The sequence below is a fragment of the Plantibacter sp. lyk4-40-MEA-4 genome (assembly GCF_030209415.1).
Taxonomy (GTDB): domain Bacteria; phylum Actinomycetota; class Actinomycetes; order Actinomycetales; family Microbacteriaceae; genus Plantibacter; species Plantibacter flavus_A.
On record NZ_JARVSA010000004.1, the window covers coordinates 256,824 to 274,984 of the forward strand.

The 18,161-nt window shown below is 69.8% G+C and carries 16 protein-coding genes; 3 read left to right on the forward strand and 13 right to left on the reverse strand.

Annotated elements, in window-relative coordinates; all coding sequences use genetic code 11:
* Window positions 1-61 precede the first annotated feature (61 nt).
* From araA to QRN44_RS09330, 9 genes are all read right to left on the reverse strand, one after another.
* Entirely contained in the window at window positions 62-1,579 is a 1,518-nt protein-coding gene (araA, locus tag QRN44_RS09290) for an L-arabinose isomerase (RefSeq protein WP_285038971.1), read from the reverse strand.
* A 127-nt stretch (window positions 1,580-1,706) separates the two neighbouring features.
* Window positions 1,707-2,414 (reverse strand): L-ribulose-5-phosphate 4-epimerase, encoded by a 708-nt coding sequence (locus QRN44_RS09295; protein ID WP_121293793.1) that lies wholly within the window; start codon window positions 2,412-2,414, stop codon window positions 1,707-1,709.
* Window positions 2,411-4,108 (reverse strand): ribulokinase, encoded by a 1,698-nt coding sequence (araB, locus tag QRN44_RS09300; protein WP_502928638.1) that lies wholly within the window; start codon window positions 4,106-4,108, stop codon window positions 2,411-2,413. Before araB ends, QRN44_RS09295 begins: the two co-directional genes overlap by 4 nt.
* Before the next feature lie 232 nt (window positions 4,109-4,340).
* Window positions 4,341-6,074: a sugar ABC transporter ATP-binding protein gene (locus QRN44_RS09305; protein ID WP_285038973.1), complete on the reverse strand. Its 1,734-nt coding sequence runs from the start codon at window positions 6,072-6,074 to the stop codon at window positions 4,341-4,343.
* Between the two features lie 41 nt (window positions 6,075-6,115).
* Window positions 6,116-7,369, reverse strand: a complete 1,254-nt coding sequence (gene mmsB / locus QRN44_RS09310; protein ID WP_175117388.1) for a multiple monosaccharide ABC transporter permease — start codon at window positions 7,367-7,369, stop codon at window positions 6,116-6,118.
* Window positions 7,370-7,401: 32 nt separating this feature from the next.
* Window positions 7,402-8,910: a multiple monosaccharide ABC transporter ATP-binding protein gene (mmsA, locus tag QRN44_RS09315; protein ID WP_064295024.1), complete on the reverse strand. Its 1,509-nt coding sequence runs from the start codon at window positions 8,908-8,910 to the stop codon at window positions 7,402-7,404.
* Between the two features lie 257 nt (window positions 8,911-9,167).
* Window positions 9,168-10,280 carry a multiple monosaccharide ABC transporter substrate-binding protein gene (gene chvE / locus QRN44_RS09320; protein ID WP_079003210.1) on the reverse strand — a complete coding sequence of 371 codons (1,113 nt, stop codon included), beginning with the start codon at window positions 10,278-10,280 and terminating at the stop codon, window positions 9,168-9,170.
* A 107-nt stretch (window positions 10,281-10,387) separates the two neighbouring features.
* A complete protein-coding gene (locus QRN44_RS09325; protein WP_153303513.1) occupies window positions 10,388-10,528 on the reverse strand; it encodes a hypothetical protein in 141 nt (46 codons plus the stop codon).
* A 265-nt stretch (window positions 10,529-10,793) separates the two neighbouring features.
* On the reverse strand, window positions 10,794-11,813 hold the full coding sequence (locus QRN44_RS09330; protein ID WP_121293787.1) for a serine hydrolase domain-containing protein: 1,020 nt from the start codon (window positions 11,811-11,813) through the stop codon (window positions 10,794-10,796).
* Window positions 11,814-11,954: 141 nt separating this feature from the next.
* Between QRN44_RS09330 and QRN44_RS09335 the strand changes: the two genes are divergently transcribed.
* Window positions 11,955-12,974: a LacI family DNA-binding transcriptional regulator gene (locus QRN44_RS09335; RefSeq protein WP_064294998.1), complete on the forward strand. Its 1,020-nt coding sequence runs from the start codon at window positions 11,955-11,957 to the stop codon at window positions 12,972-12,974.
* Window positions 12,975-13,201: 227 nt separating this feature from the next.
* On the opposite strand, the gene QRN44_RS09340 is transcribed toward QRN44_RS09335, so the two are convergent.
* A complete protein-coding gene (locus tag QRN44_RS09340) occupies window positions 13,202-14,398 on the reverse strand; it encodes an ROK family protein (RefSeq protein WP_285038974.1) in 1,197 nt (398 codons plus the stop codon).
* 90 nt (window positions 14,399-14,488) lie between these two features.
* Between QRN44_RS09340 and QRN44_RS09345 the strand changes: the two genes are divergently transcribed.
* Complete coding sequence (locus QRN44_RS09345) at window positions 14,489-14,962, forward strand: GNAT family N-acetyltransferase (protein ID WP_285038975.1); 474 nt, start codon at window positions 14,489-14,491, stop codon at window positions 14,960-14,962.
* 87 nt (window positions 14,963-15,049) lie between these two features.
* On the opposite strand, the gene QRN44_RS09350 is transcribed toward QRN44_RS09345, so the two are convergent.
* A complete protein-coding gene (locus QRN44_RS09350; RefSeq protein WP_064295001.1) occupies window positions 15,050-15,661 on the reverse strand; it encodes a hypothetical protein in 612 nt (203 codons plus the stop codon).
* A gap of 132 nt (window positions 15,662-15,793) precedes the next feature.
* Here QRN44_RS09350 and QRN44_RS09355 point away from each other — a divergent pair, with 132 nt between their 5' ends.
* Complete coding sequence (locus QRN44_RS09355) at window positions 15,794-16,312, forward strand: metallophosphoesterase family protein (protein WP_285038976.1); 519 nt, start codon at window positions 15,794-15,796, stop codon at window positions 16,310-16,312.
* On the opposite strand, the gene QRN44_RS09360 is transcribed toward QRN44_RS09355, so the two are convergent.
* Together QRN44_RS09360 and QRN44_RS09365 are read right to left on the reverse strand one after the other, a co-directional pair.
* Entirely contained in the window at window positions 16,309-17,463 is a 1,155-nt protein-coding gene (locus QRN44_RS09360; RefSeq protein WP_285038977.1) for a Gfo/Idh/MocA family protein, read from the reverse strand. The genes QRN44_RS09355 and QRN44_RS09360 overlap by 4 nt on opposite strands.
* Complete coding sequence (locus QRN44_RS09365; RefSeq protein WP_064295003.1) at window positions 17,448-18,143, reverse strand: ThuA domain-containing protein; 696 nt, start codon at window positions 18,141-18,143, stop codon at window positions 17,448-17,450. Before QRN44_RS09365 ends, QRN44_RS09360 begins: the two co-directional genes overlap by 16 nt.
* Window positions 18,144-18,161: the final 18 nt, after the last annotated feature.

The following is an 18,161-nucleotide window of genomic DNA, read 5'->3' on the forward strand; positions in this document are numbered from 1 at the left end:
ACGACGCGAGACGGCCTCCCGCTGGTGTCCAGGAGGCCGTCTCGGGCGGATCGTCCCGAGGCTAGAACCCCTGGGCCAGGCGGTAGTACGCGTTGTTCCAACGGACCTCGCGCTGGAAGTCGCGCGTGGTGGTCGACTCGTCGATCACGAGGAGCTCGGTCTTGGCGATCTCCGCGAAGTCGGCGAAGACCTCGACTCCGACCGCGGTCGACATGACGGTGTGGTGCGCGGCGCCGGCGGTGAGCCAGGCAGCGGCCGAGGTCGCGAAGTCCGGAGCCGGCTTCCACACGGCGCGCCCGACGGGCAGCTTCGGCAGGGCCTCGATGGGCTGGACGACCTCGACGACGTTCGCCGTCAGCCGGAAGCGGTCGCGCATGTCGCTCATCGCGACGACCACGGCGGGGCCGGAGTCGGCCGTGAAGACCAGGCGCACCGGATCCTCCTTGCCGCCGATGCCGAGCGGGTGCACCTCGAGGGTGGCACGAGCCGCGGAGAGCGTCGGGCTGACCTCGAGCATGTGCGCCCCGAGGATGAGCTCGTTGCCGGGCTCCATGTGGTACGTGTAGTCCTCCATGAGCGAGGCGCCGCCGGGGAGGCCGGCGCCCATGACGGACGCGGCGCGCACGAGGACGGCGGTCTTCCAGTCGCCCTCCGCGCCGAAGCCGTAGCCGTCGGCCATGAGGCGCTGGACGGCGAGGCCCGGCAGCTGACGCAGCTCGCCGAGGTCCTCGAAGCTCGTCGTGAACGCGGCGAAGTCGCCGGCCTCGAGGAAGGAGCGCAGGCCCAGCTCGATCGCGGCGCCGTAGCGGAGCGACTCGTGCCGCTCGCCACCCTTCCGCAGCTCGGGGACGACGTCGTACAGCTCCTCGTACTCGGCGACGAGCGCGTCGATGTCGGCGTCCGTCGACGCGTGCACGGCCTCGGCCAGCTCGTTGACGCTCCACGTGTTGACCTGCACCCCGAAGCGCAGCTCGGCCTCGGTCTTGTCGCCCTCGGTGACGGCGACGTACCGCATGTTGTCGCCGAAGCGTGCGAGCTTGAGCTCGTGCGTGGCCGCCCAACCGGCGGCGGCGCGCTGCCAGGTGCCGACCTCACGCTGGACGCGCGGGTCCGAGACGTGGCCGACCACCGTCTTGCGGGCGACGCCCAGACGCGTCTGGATGTACCCGAACTCGCGGTCGCCGTGTGCGGCCTGGTTGAGGTTCATGAAGTCGAAGTCGATCTCCGACCACGGCAGCTCGACGTTCGCCTGCGTGTGGAGGTGCAGCAGCGGCTTCTGCAGCGCGTCGAGGCCGGCGATCCACATCTTGGCCGGGCTGAAGGTGTGCATCCAGGTGACGAGACCGATGACGCTGTCGTCGGCGTTCGCGTCGAGCATGGCGCGACGGATCGATTCGGAGTCCTTGAGGACGGGCTTCCACTCGATCCGCACGGGGACGTCGGCGGCGGCGCCGAGTTCGGCGGCGATGGCCTGGGACTGCTCGGCGACCTGACGGAGGGTCTCCTCGCCGTACAGGTTCTGGCTGCCGGTGAGGAACCAGACGGTGTAGTGGTCGAGCGTGGTGGTGGGCTTCGGCATGGGTGGGTCTGCTTTCTGAGTGGGTGGGCCCTTCGACAAGCTCAGGGACCGGAGTTCGGTGCGGCGGTCCCTGCCCTTCGACAGGCTCAGGGACCGGGAACGGCGCGGGGACCGGAGGTCGTTCTGGTCAGAGCGCGCCCTGCGGCGCCTGGCCGTAGACGTTCTGGTAGCGGTCGAACAGGGCGTCGATCGCTTCGACCGGCATGGGCTTCGGCTCGCCGAGCTGACGCGAGATGTGCACGGTGCGGGCGACGTCCTCGACCATGACCGCGGCCTTCACGGCGTCGCGGGCGTCCTTCCCGATCGTGAACGGCCCGTGGTTCTGCATGAGTACGGCGCGCGACCGGTGACCGGTCAGCGTCTCGACGATGCCGCGTCCGATCGAGTCGTCGCCGATGATCGAGAACGGACCGATCGGGACCTCTCCGCCGAACTCGTCGGCCATCGCCGTGATGACGCACGGGATGGGCTCGGCGCGTGCCGCCCAGGCCACCGCGTAGGTGGAGTGGGTGTGGACGACGCCACCGACCTCGGGCATATGCCGGTAGACGTATGCGTGCGCCGCGGTGTCGCTCGACGGCGACCGCTCAGCGCCGGGCGTGCCCGGGATGACGTTGCCGTCGAGGTCGCAGAGGATCATGTTCTCGGGTGCGAGGTCGTCGTAGTCGACGCCGGAGGGCTTGATGACGAAGAGGTCGGCTCCCGGCACCCGACCGGAGACGTTGCCGCCGGTCCAGATGACGAGCCCGTACCGGACGAGCTCGCCGTGCAGCTTGGCGACGTCGGACCGGACGCGCGCGATCGCGACCTCGATCTCGGGCGAGTAGGTGTTCACGCGGTGGCTCCTTCGAGGGCGGTGGTCTCGGTGTCGGTCGGCAGGCCGTCGACGCCGCCACCGAGGGCGGCTCGGCGGATGCGCTTCAGGCGCTTCATGACGTCGTTGGCGCCACGACCGAAGTAGTCGTGCAGCGTCGCGTACTCCGCGTAGAGCAGGTCGTACGCATCGGCCGCCGCCTCGTTCGGCGTGTAGACGGCGCGGTTCACCTTGCCCATGGCGGCGCTGGCCGCGGGGACGTCCGGGTAGGCTCCGGCGGCGACGGCGGCGTGGATGGCCGAGCCGAGCGCGGGCCCCTGGTCGCTCGCGGTGATCGAGATCGGCAGGCGGAGGATGTCGGAGTAGGTCTGCATGAGGAAGGGGTTCCGCTGCAGACCGCCGGCGACGATGAACTCGGTGACGGGGACGCCCGAGGCGTTGAACGTCTCGACGATCTTCCTGGTGCCGAAGGCCGTCGCCTCGAACAATGCGCGGTACACCTCCTCGGTGCGGGTGGTGAGCGTCAGGCCGAGGACGGTTCCCGAGAGCTCGTGGTCGACGAGGACCGAGCGGTTGCCGGAGTGCCAGTCGAGGGCGACGAGGCCGTGCGCGCCGACCGGCTGGTCCTGGATGAGGGAGGTGAGGTGTTCGTGGATGCTGACGCCGCGCGCCGCAGCCTCCTCGGTGTATCGGGCGGGGACCTGGTTCGCGACGTACCAGGCGAAGATGTCGCCGACGCCGGACTGCCCGGCCTCGTAGCCGTAGAGGCCGGCGATGATGCCGCCGTCGACGACGCCGCACATGCCCGGGACCTCGCGGAGGACGTCGCCGTTCATGACGTGGCAGGTGGAGGTGCCCATGATCGCGACCATCTGGCCGGGCGAGACGGCCTGCGCCGCGGGTGCCGCGACGTGCGCGTCGACGTTCCCGACCGCGACCGCGATGCCCTCGCGGAGACCGGTCCACGCAGCGGCCTCGGCCGAGAGGGTGCCGGCGGCGGCGCCCAGCTCACCGATCTCGTGCGCGACCTTGTCGTCGGCGAAGCGCTCGAAGGCGGGGTTGAGGGCCGCGAGGAACTCGTGGCTCGGGTAGGCGCCGTCCTGGTAGATGCCCTTGTAGCCGGCGGTGCAGGCGTTGCGGACGTAGGTGCCGGTGAGCTGCCAGATGATCCAGTCGGCCGCCTCGACCCAGTGGTCCATGCGCTCGTAGAGTTCGGGGTCCTCCTCGAGGAGCTGGAGGCCCTTGGCGAACTCCCACTCGCTCGAGATGAGCCCGCCGTATCGCGGCAGCCAGGACTCGCCCCGCTCGGCGGCGAGCTCGTTGATGCGGTCCGCCTGCGGCTGCGCGGAGTGGTGCTTCCACAGCTTCACGTAGGCGTGCGGGCGGTCGGCGTATTCGGGCAGCTCGTTGAGCGGCGTCCCGTCGGCGATGACGGGGACCATCGTGCAGGCGGTGAAGTCGGTGCCGATGCCGATGACGGCGTCGGGGTCGATCCCGGCGGCCTCGACGGCGCGCGGCACGGCGGACTGCATGACGGCGACGTAGTCGGCCGGCACCTGCAGCGCCCAGTCGGGCGGCAGCGCGGCGCCGGTGGAGGCGAGCTCACGGTCCATCACGGCGTGCGGGTAGTCGAGCACCGCCGACCCGAGTTCGGCGCCGTCGGACACGCGCACGACGACGGCTCGGCCGGACAGCGTGCCGAAGTCGACGCCGATCGTGTAGGTCTCGGCGTGCGTGGCTGTCGCCTGCTCGGGGGCGCTGGCGGCCGGGTTCTGCTCGGTGTTCACCGGTGGGACTCCTTCGTCGATCTGGTGCTCGGTTAATTCGCGATGCTGTGGTGAAGCGGGTGGGGGCGGCTGCTCGTTCGGGTGGATCAGGGCTGGGCCGCACTCCAGTGTACAACGTTGTATATTGCCGTGGCCATGCACAGGACGACGCGATCTCGACTCATGCGAGACCGCCCATCGTCTCGATGACGGCGCGTGCGTCGAGCGGCTCGGGATCCGGCGCGTCAGCAGCGCCGACGGTCCCCACGATCCGGCCCGCGCGGACGGCGACGACCCGGTCGCAGACGGCCGCGAGCGCCGCCGGGTCCTCGCTCGAGACGACGACCGCCCGGCCGGACGCCGCGAGCGATCGGATCAGGGAGCACCGCTCAGCCCGCCGGCGTCCGTCCTCGGAGCCGGGGGCGCCCGTCGCACCGAACGGTTCGGCGAGCAGCACGGCGCGGGCCCCCGTGTCCGCGATGATCCGGAGCGACTCGGTGAACTGGTCGGCGTCCGGCCCGCGGTGCACGCCGGGGAGTGCGGCGACCAGGCCGCTCGGCACGGTGGTCGCCCGGTAGTCGCGGCGCGCGTCGGCCACACCGAGCCTGACCATCCTCGTGAGGGCGTCCGGGGAGACACTCGACGGGACTCCGCCGAGGAAGGAGAGGTCGAAGCGGATCGGATGCTCGGTCGTGTAGAGCACCCCCGCGGCGCGCGCCAGGTCCGTCGTCGAGACGTCGACCGCCGCACCGTCGAGCGCGACCGTACCGCGGGTCCGCGCACCGTACGACCGACCGAAGACGCTCAGCAGCACTTCCCCGGCACCGGAGTCGGGCGGACCGAACAGCCCGAGCACCTCCCCCGGTGCACAGGCGAAGGAGAGGTCGTCGACGACGGTCCGCTCGGGGTCCGCCGGGTGGCTCGCGGTCCAGTGTTCGACGGCGAGGCCGGTGCCCGACACCCGATCCGTGGGAACCGTCTCGGTGCCCGATGTCCACGCGCGGGCCCCGGCCGGACCTGCGGCGTCGAGGGCGAGCGCACCATCGGCCAAGGCTTCGAGCACCTCGCGTTCACCGCTGTCGGGAGTCAGTCGGATCGAGGGCGAGTGCGCACCGCCGACGGCCAGCACGGTCGCGGTCGATGCGACGCCCGCCAGCCCGGTGACGGCCCCGGTCGCGAGCAGGACGCCGGGTGCTGGGCCGGCGGTTCGAGGAACTCGGGCCACCTCGACCATCGCCTGCCGCCAGCGCTCGACCTCGTCCGCTCGAAGCGCGGGTCCGCTGTCGTCGACCACGATGAGGGACGCCTCCGCGGCGACGGCCCTGGCCAGCTCCACGAGCCGACGCTCCACGACCGACAGGGTACCGGCGGGGTCCGCGGGTGACCGGTCGAGCCCGACGACACGCAGAGCGCGGTGGATCCGCGCGGCATCGCTCCGCCCCACGGACGTCCGGTCGGCGGACGGTCCTCGGAGGAGCCGCATGACCGTCTCCCGCAGGCCCGCGGCACGCTCGGAACCGAGCAGCACGTTCTCGCCGATGGTCTGCGACCAGCTGATGGCCTGCCCGGCCGTCACGACGGCCACCCCGGAGGCGCTCGACGCGGCCCGGGACGACAACCGCGCCGGTCGACCGGCGACGAGCACCGTCTCGGAACCGGACGACCTGGTCACGCCGCGCGGGACGGGAGCCGTCCCGGACAACCGCGCGATCAGGCGCCGGAGCGCGGAGACCGGGCCGAGCACGGCGTGCACCGTGCCGAAGGGCACCTCCAGCAGCGGCGTGCCGTCCCGCAGGACGGCGAGCGCCGGCACGACCGACGAGGACTCGGGTGGGGCGGTCGCCTCGCCACCACGCACGGAGGCGAGGGCACCGGCCAGGTCGCCGGTGCTCTCGCCTCCGTGGTGGATGTCCATGCGTCGGATCGATCCGGGTTCCGCGGTCGCGGACCTCGGGATCAGCGTCCGCCGCTGCGGCGCTTGTTGTAGACGTCGAACGCGACGGCCAGCAGCAGCACGAGACCCTTGACGGCCTGCTGCCACTCGATGCCGAGGCCGATGATCGACATACCGTTGTTCAGCACACCGATGATGAGACCACCGATGATCGCGCCGCCGATGGTACCGACGCCACCCTGCACCGCGGCTCCACCGATGAAGGCGGCGGAGATCGCCTCGAGCTCGAAGCCGTCACCGGCCTTCGGACCGGCGAGGTTCAGGCGGGCCGTGAAGATGAGGCCCGCGAGCGCCGCGAGGAAGCCCATGTTGACGAACAGGAAGAAGTCGACCTTGCGGGTCTTGATGCCGGACAGCTCCGCGGCGTGACGGTTGCCGCCGATCGCGTAGATGTGGCGGCCGAAGACCGAGCGGTTCATGACGATGCCGTAGACGAGCACGAGGACCGCCAGGACGATGAGCGTGACCGGGATGCCCTTGTACGCCGCGAGCGAGTACACGAAGAAGCCGATGCCCGCGATGATGAGGACGAGCTTGGCGACGAACCACGGGAAGGGCTCGGTGTCCTGGCCGTACTTCTGACGGCCGAGGCGCGTGCGGACCTGCTGCACGACGAGGCCGACGACGGCGATGACGCCGATCCCGAGCGTGAGCGGGTCGATCGGGAAGTCACCGAACACGTCGTTCAGGAAGCCGTTGCCGAGCGCGCGGTACTCCGCCGGGAAGGAACCGATGTTGGCGTTGCCGAGGACCACGAGCGCGAGGCCGCGGAAGATGAGCATGCCGGCGAGGGTCACGATGAACGCCGGGATCCCGACGTAGGCGATCCAGAATCCCTGCCAGACACCGACGAGCGCGCCGATGGCGAGCGACAGGATGACCGCGATCCACCACGGCATCTGCATCTGCACGGCGAACACACCGGACACCGCACCGACGAAGGCCGCGACGGAACCGACCGACAGGTCGATGTGGCCGGCGATGATGACCATCACCATGCCGATCGCGAGGACGAGGATGTACCCGTTCTGCACGATCAGGTTGGAGATGTTCTGCGGCCGCAGCAGGATGCCGTCGGTGATGACGGCGAAGAACACGACGACGAGCAGGAGGGCGATGAAGATGCCGTTCTTGCCGAGGTCGCTGAGGATGTGGGTCAGCCAGCTCGTGAAGCGGTTGGTGGCCGGGTTGACGAGGCCGCCGGCGGCGGTACCGTCGCCTGCCGGGACGGTGGGTTTGGTGTCCAGATCGGACATTGCGGTTCTCCTTCGATCCGTCCGCGCCCGCGTCAGCGGGGCTTCTCCATGGTCATGAGCTTGAGGAGCGCTTCGGGGTTCGCTTCCTCGATCGGCAGTTCGCCGGTGATGCGGCCCTCGCTGAGGGCGTAGATGCGGTCGCAGATGCCGATGAGCTCGGGGAGCTCGGAGGAGATGACGATGACGCCCTTCCCCTCGGCGGCGAGGCGGTTGATGATCGTGTAGATCTCGTACTTCGCGCCGACGTCGATGCCACGGGTGGGCTCATCGAGGATGAGGACGTCGGGGTCGGAGTAGATCCACTTCGAGAGGACGACCTTCTGCTGGTTGCCGCCCGAGAGCTTCCCGGTCTTCGCGAGCACGTTCGGAGCCTTGATGTTCATGCTCTTCCGGTACTCCTCGGCGACCTTGTACTCCTCGTTGTCGTTGACGAGTCCGCCGCGTTCGAGCTTCTTCAGCGAGGCCATCGAGATGTTCCGCTTGATGTCCTCGATGAGGTTGAGGCCGTAGTACTTGCGGTCCTCGGTGGCGTAGGCGAGGCCGTTGTCGATCGCCTCGGACACCGTGCGCGTGCGGATCTCGGTGCCGTTCTTGAACACCTTGCCGCTGATCCGGCTGCCGTACGACTGACCGAACAGGCTCATCGCGAACTCGGTGCGGCCGGCGCCCATGAGGCCGGCGATGCCGACGATCTCACCGGCGCGGACGTTGAGGTTGACGGCGTCCACCATCACGCGGGTCGGGTCCTGCGGGTGGTGGGCGGTCCAGTCCTCGACGCGCAGGATCTCCTCGCCGATGTTCGGCGTGTGGTCCGGGTAGCGGTGCTCGAGGTCGCGGCCGACCATGTCCTTGATGATGCGCTCTTCGGTGACGTCGTTCTTCACGATCGTCTCGATGGTCTTGCCGTCGCGGATGACCGTGACGGTGTCGGCGACCTTCTTGATCTCGTTGAGCTTGTGGCTGATGATGATCGACGTTATGCCCTGCTCCTTGAGGTGCAGGATCAGGTCGAGCAGGTGGTCGGAGTCCTCGTCGTTCAATGCGGCGGTCGGCTCGTCGAGGATGAGGAGCTTGACGCGCTTCGAGAGGGCCTTCGCGATCTCGACGAGCTGCTGCTTGCCGACACCGATCTCGAGGATCTTGGTCGTCGGGTTCTCCCGCAGGCCGACCCGGGCGAGCAGTGCTGCCGCCTCCTGGTTGGTGCGGTTCCAGTCGATGAGGCCGAGCGGCCCCTTCAGCTCGTTGTTGAGGAAGATGTTCTCCGCGATGGAGAGGTAGGGGCTGAGGGCCAGCTCCTGGTGGATGATGACGATGCCCTTGGACTCCGAGTCGCGGATGTCCTTGAACTCCATCGTCTCGCCCTCGAAGACGATGTCGCCCTCGTAGGTGCCGAACGGGTAGACGCCGGACAACACCTTCATGAGCGTCGACTTGCCGGCGCCGTTCTCACCGCAGATGGCGTGCACGGTACCGCGCTGCACATCGAGCGTGACGTTCGAGAGGGCCTTGACGCCGGGGAAGGTCTTGATGATGTTGCGCATCTCGAGGATGCTCGTGGTCTCGCCTGACACCGTGTCTCCTTACAGGTGGTCGAGGTGCGATGGTGTCCGCTCCCGCCCTTCGACAGGCTCAGGGACCGGGTCGGTCCGGTCACGGTGCCGGACTCCGGTCACGGTGCCGGACTCCGGTCACTGAGCCGGACTCCGGTCACTGAGCCTGTCGAAGTGCGAGGTGAAGCGGGGGTGCCCTCCGGGGTCGGGATGAGCCGACCCCGGAGAGCGGGGAGGAACAGGACTGACTAGCCCTTGATCTCGTCTTCGGTCCAGTACCCGGAGTCCACGAGGACCTCCTTGATGTTGTCCTTGACGACGATCTGCGACTCGAGGAGGAAGGACGGGACGACCTTCTTGCCGTTGTCGTAGTCCTCGGTGTTGTTGACCTCGGGCTTCTCACCGTTCAGCACGGCGACGGCCATCTTGACGGCCTCGGCAGCGAGCTGGCGGGTGTCCTTGAAGATGGTCGCGTACTGCTCGCCGGACTCGATGGCCTTGACCGAGTCGAGCTCGGCGTCCTGGCCGGAGATGACGGGCCAGCCGTCGCCCACCGAGTAGCCGGCGTCGGTCAGCGCCGAGATGATGCCTCGCGAGATGCCGTCGTAGGGCGACAGGACCGCGTTGACCTTGCTGCCGTCGGAGTAGGTCGACGTGAGGATGTTCTCCATGCGCTTCTGCGCGGTCTCACCGTCCCAACGGAGCGTTGCAGCCTGCTCGAAGGAGGTCTGGCCGCTGGCGACCTTGAGGGTGCCCGCGTCGATGAACGGCTTCAGGGTGTCCTGAGCGCCGTCCCAGAAGAACGTGGCGTTGTTGTCGTCGGGCGAGCCGGCGAACATCTCGATGTTGAACGGACCGGCGGGTGCGCCCTCGGTGGGCTTGCCCTCGAGGTCGACGAGGCCGAGGCCGTTGAGGACCGAGTTGGCCTGCTGCACGCCGACCTTGTAGTTGTCGAACGACGCGTAGTAGTCGACGTTCTCGCTGTCGCGGATCAGGCGGTCGTAGGCGATGACGGGGATGTCGCCGTCCTTGGCCTCCTGCAGCACGCTCGTGAGCGTGGTGCCGTCGATCGAGGCGATGATCAGGACGGAGGCGCCCTTGGTGATCATGTTCTCGATCTGCGAGACCTGGGTCGGGATGTCGTCCTCGGCGTACTGCAGGTCGACCTTGAAGCCCTCCTTCTCCAGCTGCTCCTTGACGGCGTTGCCGTCCTGGATCCAGCGCTCGGAGCTCTTGGTGGGCATCGCGACGCCGACGAGCTTGCCGTCGCCTTCGCCGCCGCCCGATCCGCCGCTTGCGCCGCCGGAGCAGCCGGCGAGCGACACGATCATCGTGCCTGCGGCCAGCGTGGCGAGGAGCATTCTCTTCTTCACTGTGTGGTTCCTTCCCTAGGGAGTTGCTTGGACGTCATTGTCATGCGCAGGTCTGTCGGCCCCGATGTGTCCAGCTCATCGAGGCCGCTCGTCGGTTACGTGGCGTTCGCGGGTGCGGGTGCGGGCGCCTCGTCGTGGTGCCGGCGAGGGTGCAGGGAGAGGTGGCCGGCGGAGAGCCGGGCCGAGAGGGAGCTGTGGTCGGATCGATCGGTGCCGTGGATCGGGAGGCGGCTCATCGCCGACCTGCTCGCTCCATTGCGCTTCGTTCCCACGTCGACTTCCTCGTCACTCCGAATGTGACCGTTCACATTGTGTGTCACACGATAGCCCCAGACCTCCACCTGATGTCAAGTCGGGATGGGTCTCATTTTCATAACCGGCGACGGTCGGGGCATGGTCGCGCTCTCAGCGTGCCCGTGCAGGCACGTGCCGGGGGCGCAGGTACGCCCCGATCGGCATGGCCGGAAACCGGGGACGTGTCCGGCAGATCCCAGTGGGCGCCTAGAGTTCGGCGTCGATCGCGCGGATGACGTCCCAGGCGCCGTCCTCGGAGTTCGACAGCACGACGACGTCGATCGCGTCGGCGGCGGTCGGGCCGAAGTAGGTGCGCACGATGCCGCTCGCACCGGGGTTGACACCGTCGAGGTACATCGATCGCACCTGGCCGTCCTCGTCGACGTCGAACTCGAAACCGAAGCCGTAGGAGATCTCCTCGTCGACCTCGACCTGCGGGGAGGTGAACTCCTCGGTCAGCTCGGCGGTGAGGATCTTCGCGTCGCGGGCGGCGCGGAGGAAGGTGATGAGGTCGGCCGCGGTGGACTGCGCACCGGCGTCCGGGCCGCCGAGCGGCGGGAACGCGTCGGCGTTCGAGTGCCAGACGCCGTCGTCGTCGACGTCGCCGCCCTCGGCCAGACCGGGCTCGCCCGTCCGGCGGTCCACGAAGCCCGAGTGGTCCATGCCGAGGAGCGCGAACACCTGCTGCTCGACGAGCTGGCGGTAGGGCAGCCCCGTCACGCCCTCGAGCGCGAGCCCGAGCAGCACGTAGCCCGCGTTGACGTAGTTCGCCTCCTCGCCGGGGGCCGCGAGCGGCTCCTTGTCGGCGAAGAGCGGCAGGAGGTCGGCGGTCTCGCGGATCGACGAGGCCGGGCGCTCCGCCCAGAGGTCGTCGTAGCTCTCGCCGGCCGTCTCGTCGGCGTCGTCGGCGATGCCGGAGGTGTGGGTGAGCAGGTGGAGCAGCTGGACGTCGCGGCGGATGGTCGTGCCGTCGAGGTCGACGTACTCGTGGATCGACTCGTCGAGGTCGATGTGTCCGGCGTCCACCTGCTGGAGCACGGCGGCGGCGGTGAAGAGCTTCGTGATGGAGGCCGTGTCGAAGCGGGTGTCGAGCGTGATGGGTTCGTCGCGCTCCCTCGAGGCGAGGCCTCGGGCGGCCTCGAAGAGCGTCTCGTCACCGCGCTTGACGAGCACGACGCCCGAGAAGTCGGTGGCTTCGATGACGCGGGCGACGCTTTCGGTATCCATCCCCCAACGGTACCGTCGCGGACCCCTCCGTGGCTCCACGCGCCCTGGGGGACCCGATCCGTCGGGGGGGGGGGGCCTGACGCGTGTGCATAATGGGTGCAGCACGAAATGTGACCGTGCACATCGAGGTCCGAGGAATCCGTGAGCGACGACGCCGAACGGGGGCGAGCCCCCAATATCCGCGATGTCGCGCGCCTGGCCGGGGTCTCCCACCAGACGGTCTCACGGGTGCTCAACAACCATCCGAGCATCCGCGACTCCACCCGCGACCGGGTCCTCGCCGTCATGGACGAGGTCAACTACCGTCCGAACCGGGCCGCCAGGGCACTCGTGACGAGTCGGTCGCGGACGATCGGCGTGCTCGCGAGCCAGCGGTCGCAGTACGGTCCGGCGAGCATGATCCAGGCGATCGAGAACGCGAGCAAGGACGCCGGGTACCTCGTCAGCACGGCGAACCTGCCCGACGTCTCCGACGCGTCGATCGTCGCCGCCGTCGAGCATCTGCTCGCGCAGTCGGTCGACGGCATCGTGGTCATCGCGCCGCAGGTCCGGGTGTTCCGGGCGATCGAGGAGCTGCAGGTACGGGTGCCGTTCATCGCGGTGCAGTCCGGCGGTGACCTCGACGACCACTCGATCGGTGTCGACCAGGTCGCCGGTGGACGCTTGGCGACGCGGCACCTCATCGAGCTCGGGCATCGGAACATCTACCATCTCGCCGGCCCGCAGGACTGGATCGAGGCGGAGGCGCGCATGCACGGCTTCCTCGCCGAGATGAGCGCGCAGGACGTGCCGACGACCGCGCCGATCCTCGGTGACTGGACCGCCGACTTCGGCTATCGCGCCGGGATCGAACTCATGCGGGTGCGCGACTTCACCGCGATCTTCTCGTCGAACGACCAGATGGCGCTCGGCCTCATCCACGCGATCCGCGACGAGGGGTACGACGTGCCGCGCGACGTGTCGATCGTGGGGTTCGACGACATCCCGGAAGCGCCCCACTTCTGGCCGCCGCTCACGACGGTGCGGCAGGACTTCGACGAGCTGGGGCGTCGCTGTGTCGCGCGGTTGCTCGGCAACCTCGAGGTCGACGCCGTCGGCTACCGCGGCACGATCGAGCCGGAGCTGATCGTACGGAAGTCGACCGGTCGCCCCGCTTTCTGACCCTCGTGTCGTCGTGGTGTGTCGTGGTGGCGCCAGCGCGGTGCGCTGACGTGAGCGAGGGTCACACGCGTGAGCGCGCCCCTCTGGAGACCCGCGCTCGAGTCCACGCCCCGCGCCCACGCCTGTTCGGGTGACCTCGCGTCAGCGCACCGCGCTGACGCCGGGTGAGCACATCTCACGCCGGCGCACCGCGCTGACCACCAGGCCGACAGCACCCAGGGCGACGATCACCAGGCGGCGGGGTCCGCGATGAGTCGATCGAACGCGAGTTCCGCGGCACCGATGAGCAGGAGGTCCTGGCCGAGTTCCGCGCGCACGATCGAGACGTCCTCGAACGGCGGGACGAGCGCCCGCTCACGGACCGCGTCGTGCAACTCCTCCGACGCCAGTTCGAGCACGATCCCGAGATGCCCACCGAGGACGACGAGTTCGGGGTCGAGGATGTTCACCGTCCCGGCGAGCGCCCGTCCGAGCGTCCTGGCCTGCCGGACGACCTCCTCCCGCATCGCCCCAGCCGGATCGGCCGCGATGCCCTCGGCGAGCGCCGCTTCGAGGACCGTGTCGTCCCCGGCGGCGAGACCGGCGACACGGAGGAGCTCGCTGCGTCGCACGGCGTCTTCGAGCGCATTGCCGGCGGTCGTCGCCGAGGTGTGGCCGAACTCCCCCGCATAGCCGCGCGCACCCCCGACCGGTCGGCCACCGGCGATGATGCCACCACCGATACCGCTCGCGCCACCGTTCAGGTAGACGAGGTCGTCGATACCGCGGCCCGCCCCGAAGGTCCGCTCCGCCCGGGCGCCGAGACTCGCGTCATTGGCCGCGAACACCGCACGACCGGTCGCGGCACGCAGCCGTTCGACCAAGGGCTCGTCGACCCACCCGAGGTGCGGTGCGAGCCGGACGACCCCGTCGGCGTCCCGGACGAGACCGGGGACCGCCAGCCCGATCCCACCGCCGCCGAGAGCTTCTTCGGGCAGGCGGTCGGCGAGCTCCGCGACCAGTTCAGCGATGATCGCCGTCGCCTCGGCCGCCGACGGTGTCGTGTCGACCTCGCGACGTACGCGCTCGAGGACCTCGCCGCCGAGTCGCACGGCCGCCACCGTGATCGCGTCGAGTTCCGGGTTCGCTGCGAAGGCGACGGCTCGCGGGCCGGCCGAGACGAGTGGCGACGGCCGGCCGACACCCTGCCCACCGACCGGGACGGACTCCGTGACGATTCCGATCGAGGCGAGTTCCGTGACGAGCGCGGCGACCGTGGACCGGTTGAGCCCGGTCGTCCTCGTGAGCGCCGACCGCGACTGCACGCCGCCCTGATGCACGAGCTCGACGATCCGGCCGAGGTTGCGACGGCGCACCGAGTCGAGTCCGCTCCCCATGCCGGATCCGCCCGCTGGACCCGCCCCGACCGCTGTCGACTCGCTCACACGCACACCCTCTGCTCGATCCCTCCAGTGTCCCCTATCCGAGCACACGCCGGTTCACCCGCCTCCGGCCACGGATGGTTGACTGGACGGATGCCCGCCGCCTGGACACTCCGCCCCGCCACCATCGACGACTCGACCTGGATGGTCGAGTTGCGTGCCGTCGTCATGCGACCCGACCTCGAGCGCCTCGGTCGCTACGACGAGACCCGCGTGCGCCAGCGCTTCCTCGGCGGATATCGACCGGAACACACCTCGGTGATCGAGGTCGAGGGCATCACGGCCGGGCTGGTCGCCCTCCGCCCGGAACCCGACGAGCGGTGGCTGGAGCACTTCTATCTGGCGCCCGAACACCAGGGCGTGGGCCTCGGCACCGCGGTGCTCGCACGGCTCCTGGCCGACGACGGCGACCCGCGCCCGTTCCGCCTGAACGTCTTGCAGGGCAGCCCGGCCCGCCGCCTCTACGAGCGCCACGGCTTCACGCTCGAACGCGAGGACGAGGTCGACGTCTGGATGGTCCGCGGCTCGACAGCAGGAGATCGGCACGGCGCCAGGACGTTCGGGTGAGTGACGTCCTGCCACCGCGCGGATCTCCTCCTGCGACGCCGGCACCGGCTAGCGGCTAGCGGGTGAGCAGCGCGACGCCCGACCAGCTCACGCGGGCTGGCGGACCGTGGTCACGATGTCGACGAGGTGCGGGTCGGCCGGCGCGGAGCCGAAGCCGAAGCGCACGGGCGGGTCGAGTCGGGCGAGGGTGCCGAGGTCGGCACCGGACCAGCTCGCGGTGGCGGCGGTGATGCGGCGGGCGCCGGTCACGCCGTAGTACTCGCGTCGACCGTTGCCTGCGGAGCCCGCCGTCCGGGCGCCGGGTTGGAGCACGCGGGCGAGGGGGTCGATCGTCTGCAGCCAGACGGGGTTCACGGCCACGGGTTTGGGGACGACCCGGAGCGCACGACCGAGCGGAGAGCTCCCGCCGATGCGGAGGGTCGTGTCGAGCGGACCGCCCACGAAGCGGAGCCCCGTCGGTAGGCGGGTCCAGCCGACGGTGCCGATCTCGACGTCGTCGAAGGTGTACGTGGAGGAGATGAAGTCGGCGATCTCCTGGGTCGGCGCGAGCAGCAGGCGTTTGCCGCGGGAGTCCTCGATCATCGCGTCGGCGAACGAGCCGAACGGCGAGGTGGACCAGAGCCCGAGGACGATGCGGACGCCACCCGTGGTGCCGTAGCCGGCGATCCTCCCGGAGAAACGAAGGTCGGTTGCGGGCATGGGATCACCCTAGTCGCCCCTCCTGCGGGAGTGTCCGTGAACGGGGGTCCACGGCCCGGCCCCCGTGCCGGTGGACAGGCGCGGGAGCACCACCCGGTTGACGAGGTCGGCGCGATCCGCTTCCGTGGGAACATGCCGACCTCGCTGCTCCTCCTCGCCGACACCCACCTGCCGAAGCGGGCGAAGGCCCTGCCGGACGCGGCCTGGGCCGCCGTCGACGCAGCAGACGTCGTCGTCCACGCGGGTGACTGGGTCGACGAGGCGACCCTCGACGCCCTCAAGGCCCGGGCTGCCCGCCTCGTCGGTGTCTTCGGCAACAACGACGGCCCAGGTCTCCGCGCGCGCCTTCCCGAGGTCGCGCGCTTCGAGATCGACGGACTGCGGTTCGCCGTCGTCCATGAGACGGGGGCGGCGACCGGTCGCGAGCGACGGGCCGACGAGGCCTTCCCCGACACCGACGTCCTGGTCTTCGGACACAGCCACATCCCGTGGGACTCGGTTTCGCCCGCCGGCCTGCGTCTGCTCAACCCCGGGTCGCCGACGGACCGCCGTCGTCAACCGGATTGCACGATGATGACCGCGCGAGTGACCGACGGCACCCTCACCGACGTCCGCCTGCTTCCGGTCCCGCGAACGGTCACTCGACGCTAGTCCGAGCGGCTGGAACTGTGCCGGAGTGACAGTTCGCGGGCCACCGGCGCCGGGCGGGGGACGGTGCTCGTCAGTTCCACGACGCGGTGCTCACGACCGGCGACGATGATCGCCTCCATGATCTCCAACACGTGGAACGCGAGGTCGCCCGATGCCCGATGCGGTCGGTCCTGTTCGATCGCCTCGGCCAGGTCCGACAGGCCGACCCCGCGCCCGGCGTCGACGAAGCCGGCGCTGTCGGGGACGGCCCGCCAGGTGCGGTCGTCGGCCGTCGCGATCTCCACCGGGTCCGAGAACCGGTTCGGGTCGGGCACGGCGACCGTCCCGCCCGTCCCGTAGACCTCGAAGAGCGGCACGCGGCTCGCCCACACCTCGAACGAGACCGTCACGGTGGAGACCACCCCGTTCGCGTGCTCGAGGATCGCGGTGACATGCGTGTCGACCTCCTCGTGCACCGGGATCGGCGTCCCGGCCAGCGCTCCGGTCGCGACCGACCGCTCACGATCCGACCGCGCGACCGCGCCCGACACCCGCACGACGGGACCGAAGAACGACACGAGGCTCGTCAGGTAGTACGGCCCCATGTCGAGGAGCGGTCCGCCACCCGGCTGGTAGTAGAACGCGGGGGCCGGGTGCCACAGCTCATGTCCCGGGGCGCTCCAGGCGACGGCTGCGGCGATCGGCCGACCGATGGCGCCGCTGTCGAGCACGGCGAGCGCCGTCTGGACCCCGGACCCGAGGACGGTGTCCGGCGCGCTGCCGACGCGGAGGCCCTTCGCCGCCGCGAGCTCGAGCACCGGTCGTGCCTCGGCGGTCGACAGCGCGAGGGGCTTCTCCCCGTAGACGTGCTTGCCGGCCTCGAGGGCCCGGAGCGCGACCTCGGCATGCGCGGCCGGGATGGTGAGGTTCAGGACGACGTCGACCTCGGGGTCGGCGAGCAGTTCGTCGACGCTCGACGACCGCACGCCCTGTTCGGCGGCGACCTCCGCGGCGCGGGCGAGGTCGAGGTCCGCGACGACGACGAGCTCGAGGTTCGGGAGCTTCGGGAACTCGGCGAAGTACTGCTTCGAGATGTTGCCGACGCCGATGACGCCGACCCGGAGGACGGACCCTCCCGTGCTCTCCGATGACCCGTTCAGCGTGCTGCCCACAGCAGGCCCCTTTCGATGATGGTGCGGACGTTCGGGTCTTCGACGATCTCGATGCGGTGGCCGGGCGCGGACACGAAGATCCTGCCCTTCCCCCACTGGCGGGTCCAGATGGCGGGCGCCGTGACGGGACGGTTCCACGCGTCCCAGGGCCGCACCTCCTGCGTCGTCGTCGCGAGGACGTCGTTGTACTCGTCGCTCAGCACCCAGTACTGCTCGGTGACGAGGTCGAAGTCCTCGATCCCCTCGGTGATGGGGTGCGTCCGGCCGTACTCGGTGATGTGGACGGTGTAGGGGATGTAGTTGTCGGACTGCTCCCCCGTCCGCTCGGCCGGGTCCTTGCCGGCGTGGTGCGCGAACTGGCCACCGATCATGTGGAGGTAGTCGGCGTTGTTGCGGTACGAGTCCGCGATCCCGCCGTGCCAACCGGCCATGCCCGTCCCGTTCAGGACGGCGCGTTGCAGGCCGGCGAACTCCTCCGGCTCGATGGTGTTCATCGTGTTGATCTGCACGATGAGGTCGACCGTGTCGAGGTAGTCGGTGTCCGTGTAGACGGTGGTCCCGTCCTCGACGCGGACGGTGAACCCGTTCGCCTCCAGGAAGGGGATGAAGGCCGCGGTCGTCTCGACGGGCATGTGCCCGTCCCAGCCGCCTCGCACCACGAGCGCCTGCTTGTCAGTCATGTGTTCCTCTCAGGGGGT

Coding starts and splice junctions, on each gene's coding strand:
- araA (WP_285038971.1), bottom strand. CDS start 1,579: ATGCCGAAGCCCACCACCACGCTCGACCACTACACCGTCTGGTTCCTC.
- QRN44_RS09305 (WP_285038973.1), bottom strand. CDS start 6,074: ATGGACATCCACCACGGAGGCGAGAGCACCGGCGACCTGGCCGGTGCC.
- mmsB (WP_175117388.1), bottom strand. CDS start 7,369: ATGTCCGATCTGGACACCAAACCCACCGTCCCGGCAGGCGACGGTACC.
- mmsA (WP_064295024.1), bottom strand. CDS start 8,910: ATGCGCAACATCATCAAGACCTTCCCCGGCGTCAAGGCCCTCTCGAAC.
- chvE (WP_079003210.1), bottom strand. CDS start 10,280: ATGCTCCTCGCCACGCTGGCCGCAGGCACGATGATCGTGTCGCTCGCC.
- QRN44_RS09325 (WP_153303513.1), bottom strand. CDS start 10,528: ATGAGCCGCCTCCCGATCCACGGCACCGATCGATCCGACCACAGCTCC.
- QRN44_RS09330 (WP_121293787.1), bottom strand. CDS start 11,813: ATGGATACCGAAAGCGTCGCCCGCGTCATCGAAGCCACCGACTTCTCG.
- QRN44_RS09345 (WP_285038975.1), top strand. CDS start 14,489: ATGCCCGCCGCCTGGACACTCCGCCCCGCCACCATCGACGACTCGACC.
- QRN44_RS09350 (WP_064295001.1), bottom strand. CDS start 15,661: ATGCCCGCAACCGACCTTCGTTTCTCCGGGAGGATCGCCGGCTACGGC.
- QRN44_RS09355 (WP_285038976.1), top strand. CDS start 15,794: ATGCCGACCTCGCTGCTCCTCCTCGCCGACACCCACCTGCCGAAGCGG.
- QRN44_RS09365 (WP_064295003.1), bottom strand. CDS start 18,143: ATGACTGACAAGCAGGCGCTCGTGGTGCGAGGCGGCTGGGACGGGCAC.